The organism is Mammaliicoccus sp. L-M44 (genome assembly GCF_022386355.1).
Lineage (GTDB): Bacteria > Bacillota > Bacilli > Staphylococcales > Staphylococcaceae > Mammaliicoccus > Mammaliicoccus sciuri_A.
On sequence record NZ_JAJNIU010000017.1, the window covers coordinates 1 to 11,149 of the forward strand.

Annotated in this window: 7 protein-coding genes and 3 pseudogenes; 3 read left to right on the forward strand and 7 right to left on the reverse strand. The window is 32.8% G+C overall.

Annotation, left to right across the window (positions count from 1 at the left end; translation table 11 throughout):
* The first annotated feature begins 238 nt into the window (after nt 1–238).
* Both LQ611_RS09965 and LQ611_RS09970 read left to right on the forward strand, forming a co-directional pair.
* The gene (locus tag LQ611_RS09965) at nt 239–1,093 is read left to right on the forward strand and encodes an ABC transporter permease family protein (protein WP_239709552.1); all 855 of its coding nucleotides are present in this window, start codon (nt 239–241) and stop codon (nt 1,091–1,093) included.
* Nucleotides 1,090–1,980, forward strand: coding sequence for an ABC transporter permease subunit (locus LQ611_RS09970; RefSeq protein WP_107510188.1), 891 nt, complete (start codon nt 1,090–1,092; stop codon nt 1,978–1,980). Before LQ611_RS09965 ends, LQ611_RS09970 begins: the two co-directional genes overlap by 4 nt.
* A 163-nt stretch (nt 1,981–2,143) precedes the next feature.
* On the opposite strand, the pseudogene LQ611_RS09975 reads toward LQ611_RS09970, so the two are convergent.
* From LQ611_RS09975 to LQ611_RS09995, 5 genes and pseudogenes are all read right to left on the reverse strand, one after another.
* A pseudogene (locus LQ611_RS09975) lies at nt 2,144–2,269 on the reverse strand (IS3 family transposase); the annotation flags it as partial.
* A gap of 318 nt (nt 2,270–2,587) precedes the next feature.
* Nucleotides 2,588–3,058, reverse strand: a pseudogene (gene isaB, locus LQ611_RS09980) (immunodominant staphylococcal antigen IsaB family protein).
* A 378-nt stretch (nt 3,059–3,436) separates the two neighbouring features.
* Nucleotides 3,437–3,584 (reverse strand): annotated as a pseudogene (locus LQ611_RS14210) (NADP-dependent oxidoreductase); the annotation flags it as partial.
* A gap of 45 nt (nt 3,585–3,629) precedes the next feature.
* On the reverse strand, nt 3,630–4,295 hold the full coding sequence (locus tag LQ611_RS09990) for an SDR family oxidoreductase (RefSeq protein WP_239705906.1): 666 nt from the start codon (nt 4,293–4,295) through the stop codon (nt 3,630–3,632).
* A 21-nt stretch (nt 4,296–4,316) separates the two neighbouring features.
* Entirely contained in the window at nt 4,317–5,000 is a 684-nt protein-coding gene (locus LQ611_RS09995) for a type 1 glutamine amidotransferase domain-containing protein (protein ID WP_239705907.1), read from the reverse strand.
* A 77-nt stretch (nt 5,001–5,077) separates the two neighbouring features.
* On the opposite strand from LQ611_RS09995, the gene LQ611_RS10000 reads away from it, so the two are divergent.
* Nucleotides 5,078–5,425, forward strand: a complete 348-nt coding sequence (locus LQ611_RS10000) for a MerR family transcriptional regulator (RefSeq protein WP_239706555.1) — start codon at nt 5,078–5,080, stop codon at nt 5,423–5,425.
* A 508-nt stretch (nt 5,426–5,933) separates the two neighbouring features.
* Here LQ611_RS10000 and LQ611_RS10005 read toward each other — a convergent pair.
* The gene (locus tag LQ611_RS10005; protein WP_071562374.1) at nt 5,934–7,550 is read right to left on the reverse strand and encodes a poly(glycerol-phosphate) alpha-glucosyltransferase; all 1,617 of its coding nucleotides are present in this window, start codon (nt 7,548–7,550) and stop codon (nt 5,934–5,936) included.
* Nucleotides 7,551–7,691: 141 nt separating this feature from the next.
* On the reverse strand, nt 7,692–11,069 hold the full coding sequence (locus LQ611_RS10010; protein ID WP_239709553.1) for an SdrD B-like domain-containing protein: 3,378 nt from the start codon (nt 11,067–11,069) through the stop codon (nt 7,692–7,694).
* Nucleotides 11,070–11,149 lie beyond the last annotated feature (80 nt).

The window sequence follows — 11,149 nt, forward strand, 5'->3', positions numbered from 1 at the left end:
CCACGAAATTAGCATCATGCTAGCAAGTTAAGCGAACACTGACATGATAAATTAGTGGTTAGCTATATTTTTTTACTTTGCAACAGAACCTTTAATTAAAGGTAGTCATTCAAGTAGAATTCCTGAAAATGCAGTAGGTATTTCTTTTTATAAAGGATAATAAAGAATTTTAAGTACAGCTTTTAAGATTACTTTGAATGCCTCCTGTTAATTTATTTAGAAAGTAGGTAAATATCTTATGAGAAAATTGTTCAATTACATGATGACAATTATTGTGTTCTTATTATTAGCGTGTTTGCCTGCTTTATTTGATGATCAACATTTTAGTTTTATGAACTATCTTAATGCGTTGAAGTCGACGTTTTTATACATATTTCATCCACAAGATATTATATTTACAAATAAAATATCACATGTTGAACGCAGTTTATTTCCGTTCTTTATTGAACCATGGTTGAATACTATCTTTATTTTATTTGCTGCGTTATTGTTAGCTTTTATCGTATCTTTATTATTTACTTACCTTCTATATGTTAATGAACATATTAAAAAATGGTATTTAAAAATTAATATGGTCCTATCTATTATTCCGGATATTTTTTATATACCTTTTTCAATTTCGTTGGTGATATTATTTTATAGATATACAGATATTCTATTGTTTAATGTAGCAGATAGTTTTGAGAACAAAGCTTTGTTATTTCCTGTTTTAGTACTATCCATTATCCCTTTAGTGAGTAGTGTGACATTTTTAAGTAGTATTCTAGATGATGTATCTCATACCGATTATATTGAATTTTCTAAAGCTAAGGGGTTATCAAATGTAGAGTTATATTTTAATCATATATTAAGGAATTTGTTTGCATCCTACTTAATCAATTTTAAACATATTATCTGGATCACGCTTTCAAGTTTATTACTACTGGAGAGAATCTTTAACATGCACGGTTTGTCATCATTTATATTTGATTACGGATCCCCAGAAGTATTATTTGTCACATTTATATTGATTTATATACCTGTATCTATCGCCATATTTATGAGTCATAAAGTATTGTTTACCATCACTGGCGTACAGGGAGGGTTATCATGAAGAAATTTTATATACTATTAACGTTACTTATCTTACCTGCCCTAGTGGGTGTCGTTTATTTTGATTTACTAAACATCACGCCTAAACCTATGAACTTTCTATACAATTCTAATGGGGATATTATCAAGAGTTCGCCATTTGCACCTAGCTTTAAAGCTTTGTTTGGAGTAGATGCTGCTTCTAAAAACATGTTATTTGAAGTGTTGTCTGGATATCGTATCACTTTACTGATTATCATGGTTATATCAAGTTTATCTATTCTTTGTTCAGTAGTAATTGGAACTTATTTAGCATTTAATCGTAAGACAACAAGTATTTACAGTATCTTTTCTAATGCTTTATTTTATATTCCTCAATCTATATTGGCATATATCTTATTACACCCTTTACTATATGAAACAATAGACGGCTTTACGACCAATACGCAATTTAGAATAATTTACAATATCATCATTCTGACAATCTTAATGACACCAACGACAACTATGCTGATAAAAGAATCAACCCAACACTTATTAAATCAAGACTATATCGAAGCTGCATATACCATTAGTCCTAATCATAAACATATTTTTATCAAACATGTATTACCTAACATACAAACTCAATATTTGATCATATTTTTGAGAATATGCTTTCAAACCTTGCTAGTTATGACACACCTAGCCTTCTTCAAAATATTCTTCGGAGGCACAAAAGTTTGCTATGGCCCTGCATGCGAAATTATAGAGAGACCAAGTATCAATGACTTAAGCAGTTTATTAGGCTTTCACTCAAACGAGCTAACAACAAACTGGTGGACATTTTATGCACCATTAGTTGGCATATTATATATATTCATTATTATTAATTTATTGTCTAATCTATTAAAAGTAATACAAAGATAAGAAAAGTAGCGCAAATATAATTAACCCAAAACGACCCCCAAATCCTGAACATGTTGAGACGTGTTCGGGATATTTTAATGTAAAAAGGAAGCGGAAAGGAACGTACCAGATAAAAATTGTCCAGTTTACTGTTGACATACCAAGATGGAATGTCAACAGTTTTTCAGACACTTTTCATGTGAAGATTTTTAAACGCCACTGGCTTTAAGTACTGTAATGAAGAATGTGGTCTAAAATTGTTGTACCAATTTACATAATCAAATAATTCTGTTTCTAACTGTTCTAAGTTTTAATTTATATATTTTTTATAAAAATTAAAAACCTCATCACTTATGATACGATTCACAAAAACATAACAGCAATTCTCATAAACCTCATACGTTCCGATACGTTCAAAATCCCTTTATGAAGCGGCTGAAAAAACCGCATCATTTATGATATGCTTCTGCGTATCGGTTAATGATGCGGTTTTTTATATTGTTTTATCGTCAATCTTAAACATGTAAAATAACTTTTGAATTAAATGCAGTATAAATTAATTTAGGGAGCGAGACTACGATTCAAAATGAATTTTATCCCACTTCTCATACATGCTTAGTATCTCATTTTATTCACTAATGATTTGTCCTTTGATGACATAATCCTTTTGGTTAACAAAAAATCTCACATCTTTATCTTCAATTTTATAGATATATTCTTTACCTCAGGCTGATGTAGATGTATACTTTGCTTCAACGTAATGATTCAAAAATTCTTTTTTGCTCACTGACTTACGGTCTAATAAGAAGAAAACACCATTCGCTTTATGTTTAGAAACCCCGTAATATGTTGGATCGTATAAGTCTTTATTATTTTTAGTAATCTTGTAATTATTAATCTTGAAGTTAACAGCTTTTAGAGATGTTTTAAATTTCTTATCTAGAATAAAGTTACTTTGATGTGCTGTCTAACCTCTATAATTAAAAGAAGGTTTCACAGATTCTTGTGCATGTGCTTGAGTGACATTAAATAATTCGGGCGTTACAGAAAAGCTCAAAACTAAACTACTATCTAAAATAAATTTAGAAACTTTTTTCATAAAAACCCTCCTCATATTTGTCTTACAGGCCACATTATTACATTAATATTACAATGCCACAAAATAATTATATAAAAATATAAATTTTTTACTTCTTTTTACATTCATACACGCAATTTAACTTTTGATTTTCTTAGTTTAGAGACTTATCACTATAGACAAATTACAAAGTAAATGTTTGATATAATCATAATTAAATAAAGAGCGCATATACATTGCCATGCCCCATGTTGAGAATCATTTGATATACATTGATTTTAAGTGTAAATATAAAAAAATCGCTTGGAACAAAACGTAATGTTCCAGGCGTTGCTATGATAAGTCTTATAATAGTTTCGCGAGTGCGAACATGACAAATTGTAATTGCTCATCCACTTAGAAAGGTTGAATATTGCTTTTTGTATCATTCATTCTACCTCTCATGTAAGGATCTATAGATAAATAAATGGAGTCTACTTGAACTTCACCTACTTAAGGTTCTCGTGCTTCTATTGTTTCAAATCTAAATACAACGGTCTTGAGGGATACCTTATGGTAGTTTTGCAAGTACAACTTGTTGATTATTCATTTATTATTCCTCCAGATATTTAGTCGTTGCGTCTGGTAATGACAAATCACCATTGATGATTTGGAATTCGTGACCTTGTAATGCTTCATCAGTTAATACAGAAACAAGCACTTCTGCTACATCTTCTCTTGTAATAGACGGATTTTGTACATTTTCAAATTGCGCACTCATATTGAATTGTTGCGTTTCATGTTCGTTTGTTAAAGCGCCTAGATGCACAATGGTATATTTTAAATTTGCATGTCTTAAGTAGTCATCCGCATAATGTTTAGCAATGGTATATGGTTTCAAGTCGCCTGACGCATCAAAAGCTTCTCGACGTGAGTCGTACGTTGATACCATAACAAAGTGTTGACGACCGACGTGTTCACTTGCTTTAATTGCTTTCACTGCACCGTCTAAATCTACTATGATTGTTTGATCGTCACCTGTCCTTCCACCAGAACCGACGGAAAAAAGGATTTGATCATACGGTTTAAATAATTCTATTAATTCATCAATAGATTGTTTTGCAACATCAATGTAAGTTGCATCAATACCATCTGCTTTTAAAACTTCAACTTGTTCTTCTTTTCTAACACCGGCAGTAAAGTCAACGTTTCGTGCTTTGAGTTTGCGTACGAGATGTTGACCAACGCCACCATGAGCGCCAATTATTAATGATTTCATGTGTATCGCTCCTTTTTAAAATTATTGATTAGCTAAGATTTTTAAAGCATGTTCAGCAACTGCATGTCCTGATTGAGGATTTTGACCAGTGACAATGCGACCATCTACGACTGCGAAATTACTCCAGTCATCCTCTTTTTTAAAATGTGCACCGTTACTAATAAATTCGTCTTCTAATAAATATGGCATGTATTCAGTTGTACCATTTGCTTGTTCTTCACTATTTGTAAAACCAGTCACGTCTTTATGACGAACGAGGTAATCGCCATTTTCTTTAATGTCGAGTAGACCAGCCGCACCATGACATACAGAAGAGAGAACGCCTTGGTTATTGTAAATACTTAACGCAATGTCGTTAAGTTCTTTGTTATTTCTAAAACCCCAAATCGCACCATGTCCACCTGCAAAGTAAATGGCTTGATAGTCGCTAGGATTAACCTCTTTTGGAGATAATGTTTGTCCAAATTTATTCATATAATCATGATCCGTGTAGTATTCCCAGTCCTCAGCTCCCATCATTTCAGGGTTAAGACTGATAGGATCAAGAGGCACATATCCACCGTTCGGACTTACGAAATCAACATCATAACCTGCGTCATAGAAATCTTTCGCAAAGTGTGTAACCTCTGAGAACCACGCACCCGTAGGTCTGTCTAAATTATCGTATTTCGCAATGTTTGTTACAACAATTAAAGCCTTTTTCATTGTCTTTCCTCCTCATTCATGTTTGTATAGATTACAATATCAGTTAAACCTTGGTTTAAGAGAAAGGATATGCTTATATGAAACAATATTACATTGAATATGTCTCAGATTATTGCAATATACCTAAAAGCAAACTGCGTTATTACGAGAAAAAGAATATCTTGAAACACATCGACAGAGATAGCAATAACAAGCGTTTATACACAGACGACGATATCGAAATGATTAAATTTATCCAGTGCCTAAGCAATTTGAATATGCCATTAAAAGAAATACGAAAAAACACAGACATGCTTTATCAAAACAAAATAGATGTCTCAAGCGTTTTACGCGCACACCTAGAATTCTTGAATGAACAACGGAATTTGGTCAGTAAACATATCGACTTAATTGAACAAAAATTACAAACTGCCATGACCGAGTGACGAGGGAAAGGTATATGTGAATTAAAATAACGATGCTAACAAGTCATAGACTATACACAAATCTAATCCTATTATATGTAAATCATGCTCCACTATTAAGTGAATGTACAAAAAATAGAAATTATATCAGAGAAATTCGAAGATATGTTTGGCAAGATGATTTTGATATAATAGAAGATTTAAGGCTTATAGATTCAATTAAAAAACATATAAACTAAGGGGGCAAACAGTAAAAACACGATTTGGTGATGCAAAAGAACAGCATAGTAAGAGATGGGCAAGATATAAAGGTAGTAAAAAAGTTCCATAGACACCACCGCTTATTTGCGCTGCCATAAATCATAAAAAGTTGGCAATGTATCTCGTTAAAGAGCCACAAATAGCTATGATAAAACGTAATTTAATCATGATTTTAGTGAAAATTATTAGTTTATACTAAAAACAAACTGAACTTATAAATTTAAGTTCAGTTTGTCCATAGTCTGAAATGAGGCATATGTCTCTTTTTTTATACTTTATAAACATTTTTTCTAAACACTTCTTGATATTGAACATACCCTGATAAATAGTGTTCAATATCATCAATTCTTACTCTATAGCCATGATGTTTAATGAAGAATGAATTCACAATGCGTGCTGGATTTTTGAAATACATAGCAATTTCAGGATAAAAGTAGCCTGTTCTTTCATAATCAGCTCTTAAATGTATAGTATTAATAAATTTTTCTTCATCTAAATAAGTTTCAACAAGTTCAACATAGCCTGTCTTTTTAGCTTTTTCTACTAAGTGATACGTCGCCATTAACATTTCTAAAAATGTTGGGAATGTCGTTTCCCTTTGTTGCATATAATCTAAATAACTCGATACGTTCTGAATGCCAAATTTATAATATTTCTCTTGTGGATCAATTTGTACTAATTCATTTGTACAATATCCTAACCAGTGATCATGATACTTCCAATATTTTTTCTCTATAAACATTTCAAATAACATTTTGATTGTATTCAACCATTCTTCATTATGATCAATTTGATAAAGTCTTAATAATGCTAAAGCAGCTTCACCATCATAATATACAATTCTGAATTGTTCTTTTATCGTTAAATCAGGATAATTTAATACGTGAATCGTTTGTTGTTGATCATCAATCATCGTCAATATCCCTTTTGCAACTTTCTGTGCAGCTTCTAAATATTGATTTTTCTCAGGTACATGCTTTAAATATTCACAAATCGCGAAGATAAATGCAGCATTTTGACCTAATTTTATTTCATTCATACCTTCTGTATCATCAAATATATATCCTGCGCCATCAACTTCATATAAATAATGCTTGATTAAATAATCAATCGCCTTTTCTACAATTGTGACATCTTCATTTAAATAACTCAGACCTTCTATTAATGCATATGTTGAAGATGAATGACGTAAATTATTATAAAATCCTATTTCTTTATCGAAATGTGGAAAATAACCATAAATATACTTTCCGTTATCTTGAATTTGATTTTTCAAAAAGTGAGTACTTGTCTCAATTAGTCGATCGATTTCTTCATTAATATTATCAATTTTTCTTAGACCTTTACGATATCCCTTTTCTTCTAATTCAATAAGTTGATCTTTTTCAATAAAATAGCTTTTCGTGTAGAACTTATAAACATCTTCATTTTCATAATTACGATGTGTGAAATATTTTCTTATTCTTTTGTATTTTTTAATATAGTTGTTAATATTCTTCTCAGACATGAAAAGCTCTTTACTATTAGGTTCTGGTCTTATAAATGCATTGGTATTAATTTCTTCAGGTAAGAATGCTAACTCCCAATTATTATCTAATGAAAAGCCATATTCTACATAATTTCTACGAGTATGAGTTAAATCATGCTTTAATTGTTCATATTTAATTTTTTCAATTGATGTAACGAAATCTATTTTGATCCATTCAGCATTTTTACCAGTATTTTTTCGAAATGATTCGATATATTTTTTAATATTTCGTTCAGCATTATTAGCTTTAAACATTTTTACTATAGCCTTTTGGGAAGGATGACCAACACTAACAAATATTTTTTCTACATCAGAATTACTATTGAATAAATTCTTTAGTTGATTAGATATCTCCATACATTACATACCTTTCTGTATTAACTTTTATAAAAATAAGCCTAAATCTGTTTTATTAATGAAAATTATGAAACTACCCTAAAAATCATAGAGGCTGGGACAAAAAATTTGCCCCAGCCATAAAATTTCATTTATATAATTCTAGTTATTTTCTTTGTTGTCTTTTTTGCGACGACCAAGTAAGAATAATGATCCAATTCCAGCAAATAAACCGCCGAATAAAGCACCGTTATTTATTGGTTGTTCACCAGTGTCTGGTAATTTCTTATCATTATTTGATTTATCATGATCATCTGTAGTTGCAGCTTTTGCAATGCCGTTTCCACCATTGTTGTTTGAATCAGTTGAACCCATTCCCATATCTGAATCAGAGTCTGCATCTGAATCTGAGTCTGCGTCTGAATCACTGTCTGCATCTGAATCTGAGTCTGCATCTGAGTCAGAATCCGCATCTGAGTCTGCGTCTGAGTCAGAATCTGCATCTGAGTCTGCGTCTGAATCAGAGTCTGCATCTGAGTCAGAATCCGCATCTGAATCTGAGTCTGCGTCTGAATCACTGTCTGCATCTGAGTCAGAATCTGCATCTGAGTCTGCGTCTGCATCAGAGTCAGCATCTGAGTCAGAGTCTGCATCTGAGTCAGAATCTGCGTCTGAATCGCTATCCGCATCTGAGTCAGAATCTGCATCTGAGTCAGAATCTGCATCTGAATCAGAGTCTGCATCTGAGTCAGAATCTGCATCTGAATCAGAGTCTGCATCTGAGTCAGAATCTGCATCTGAGTCTGAGTCCGCATCTGAATCTGAGTCTGCATCTGAGTCTGAGTCTGCATCTGAATCTGATTCAGCATCTGAGTCTGAGTCCGCATCTGACTCTGATTCTGCATCTGAGTCAGAGTCTGCATCTGAATCTGAGTCTGCGTCTGAATCACTGTCTGCGTCTGAATCACTGTCTGCATCTGAGTCAGAATCCGCATCTGAGTCTGAGTCTGCATCTGAGTCTGCGTCTGAATCACTGTCTGCGTCTGAATCACTGTCTGCATCTGAATCGCTATCCGCATCTGAGTCAGAATCTGCATCTGAGTCTGCGTCTGAATCAGAGTCTGCATCTGAGTCAGAATCTGCATCTGAATCGCTATCCGCATCTGAGTCAGAATCTGCATCTGAGTCAGAGTCTGCATCTGAATCTGAGTCCGCATCTGAGTCGCTATCTGCGTCTGAATCGCTATCCGCATCTGAATCGCTGTCCGCATCTGAATCACTATCTGCGTCTGAGTCAGAGTCCGCATCTGAGTCACTGTCTGCGTCTGAGTCACTGTCTGCGTCTGAATCACTGTCCGCATCTGAGTCAGAATCTGCATCTGAATCGCTGTCTGCGTCTGAATCGCTGTCTGCATCTGAATCGCTATCCGCATCTGAATCTGAGTCTGCATCTGAATCTGAATCGCTATCTGCATCTGAGTCAGAATCTGCATCTGAATCAGAGTCATCTAATTCATAATAACCTTTATCGACACTCATGTTATCTGCGCCATCAATTGTTGCTTTTGTGATTCTTGTATTTGAATCTGTTTCTTCATTTTCACCTTGTTCTGTTGGCGTTTCTTCGAAACCTTCTGGTGTTATAAATTCAACTTCATAGTTCCCATTCTCTAATCCATCAAATTCGTAATAACCTGTTTCATCTGTTTTTGTTCTACCTATTTCTTTACCATTTTCGTCTCGTAAAATTACTTCTACATTTGAAATTGGTTTCTCATTTTCATCTGTTCCTTGTACACCATCTCGGTCAATATCATGCCATACATAATTACCTAATTTATATTTCTGTCTATTATCTCCATCCGCTCCACCATCACCAGTGCGAATTATGTTCTCATTATCCCAATAGTAAGACTTTTTGCTTCCACCATAAATGTCACTATTTGTTTCAGTTACTCTTGTCTTCACGTTTTCTCCGCTATCATCATACTGACCATCTACAGTTATAATGTAAGTTTCATTGATATCACCAAAATTAAATGTGATAGTGTTATCACCATTATCGTAGATATATGGTAAAACATCATTAGTAACATCAATATAATTAGAGCTATTAGGATCAATATAATAACTGTCAGTTACTTTTGCACCATCAGCTAATTTATACACTTTAAATTTAGTAACATCTTTATTTAGAACTGTACTACTTGTATTAGGATCATTATGATAACCCTGCAAAGTCACAGTAGTGTCTCTTAAATTATTATTTTTAGAGTTTACATATATAGTTTGTTTATAAGTTCGTTCTCCTGAAGATTTATCTATTTTTGTAATAAATGACGAAACATTTGCTCCATCTTCACCTGGAAGTCCCATCGACGGATCACCATAATCAATATCTATATTAGAATTAAATTTTTCATTAGCTATATCAAATTGAACATCATAGTTCCCTGAATAAGGAGTAATTTTTCTATCAGTCCATAGTGGTAATTCAAAAAATCCGTTAATATTTTCTTTACCATTTACATAATTAGTAAAAATATATCTACCAGTTTTAGAAAGTACATTATATTCACCTTTTGCAACAATATCTCCATTAGCATTTTTAATATCCACTAATTTCATAGAGTTATCCGTTTTTGAATAATCAATATCTCCGTCAATCGTTAAATTATTTGGAATAACAAATGTGAAATAATCCCCTTCTTTTACAGGACCATCAACACTAAATTTGGCGCTCATATTTGAGTATCCAGAATTATTTGGATATAAAGTTTTATTATCAAAGTTAAACTCACCAACTTTTATTTGATCATTAACATCATTCTCAGAAATAGCTGCGAAAGAATATTCTTCTTTATCTTCATTCTCTTTTAAAGAAGAAACTACACTCTCATTATTTTCACTAGATTCGTTACTATTTGCAGAAGTCTCTGGCTTAACTGTTTCTTCACTTGCTGGTGTTGCTTCTTCTGTTTCTACTTTGTCTGTTTCTTCTGCTGTTGGTGTCTCTTCTGTTTCTACTTTGTTTGTTTCTTCTGCTGTTGGTGTCTCTTCTGTTTCTACTTTGTTTGTTTCTTCTGCTGTTGGCTCTTCTTCTGTTTCTACTTTGCTTGCTTCTTCAGCTTTTGGCGCTTCTTCTGTTTCTGCTTTGTTTGATTCTTCAGATGTTGCTGCTTCTTCTGTTTCTACTTTGTTTGATTCTTCAGATGTTGCTGCTTCTTCTGTTTGTTCTTCTTTAGCGACCTCTTGTTCATTAGTTGCAATTTCTTCTGTGCTCTCTTGATCTACAATTTGTTTTTCTGTTGATGTTTGTTTTTCTATAGCCTCTTCAGATTGACCATCATCATTTAAATTGTTTGACTGTGATTGTACAGAATTATTTTGTTGTTCATTCGCTTTTGCTTCTTCACCTATCCCGAAAAGTAAAGTAGCTCCGACTAAAATAGAAGCAGTTCCTACCGTAAATTTTCTAATAGAATACTTATTAAGTCTATTAGGGATAAAATCTAATTTCACACCTCTTTTTTTCTTCATAACGCCTTGTCTGTCTCCCTTCAATATTATAAAAATTGATATGACACATATACAGCTAGTCCTATCAACCTCATTTTAAT

Bases quoted from the DNA above. Each gene is read 5' to 3' on its own strand.
- LQ611_RS09965 (WP_239709552.1), top strand. From the start codon at position 239: ATGAGAAAATTGTTCAATTACATGATGACAATTATTGTGTTCTTATTA.
- LQ611_RS09970 (WP_107510188.1), top strand. From the start codon at position 1,090: ATGAAGAAATTTTATATACTATTAACGTTACTTATCTTACCTGCCCTA.
- LQ611_RS09990 (WP_239705906.1), bottom strand. From the start codon at position 4,295: ATGAAATCATTAATAATTGGCGCTCATGGTGGCGTTGGTCAACATCTC.
- LQ611_RS09995 (WP_239705907.1), bottom strand. From the start codon at position 5,000: ATGAAAAAGGCTTTAATTGTTGTAACAAACATTGCGAAATACGATAAT.
- LQ611_RS10000 (WP_239706555.1), top strand. From the start codon at position 5,078: ATGAAACAATATTACATTGAATATGTCTCAGATTATTGCAATATACCT.
- LQ611_RS10005 (WP_071562374.1), bottom strand. From the start codon at position 7,550: ATGGAGATATCTAATCAACTAAAGAATTTATTCAATAGTAATTCTGAT.
- LQ611_RS10010 (WP_239709553.1), bottom strand. From the start codon at position 11,069: ATGAAGAAAAAAAGAGGTGTGAAATTAGATTTTATCCCTAATAGACTT.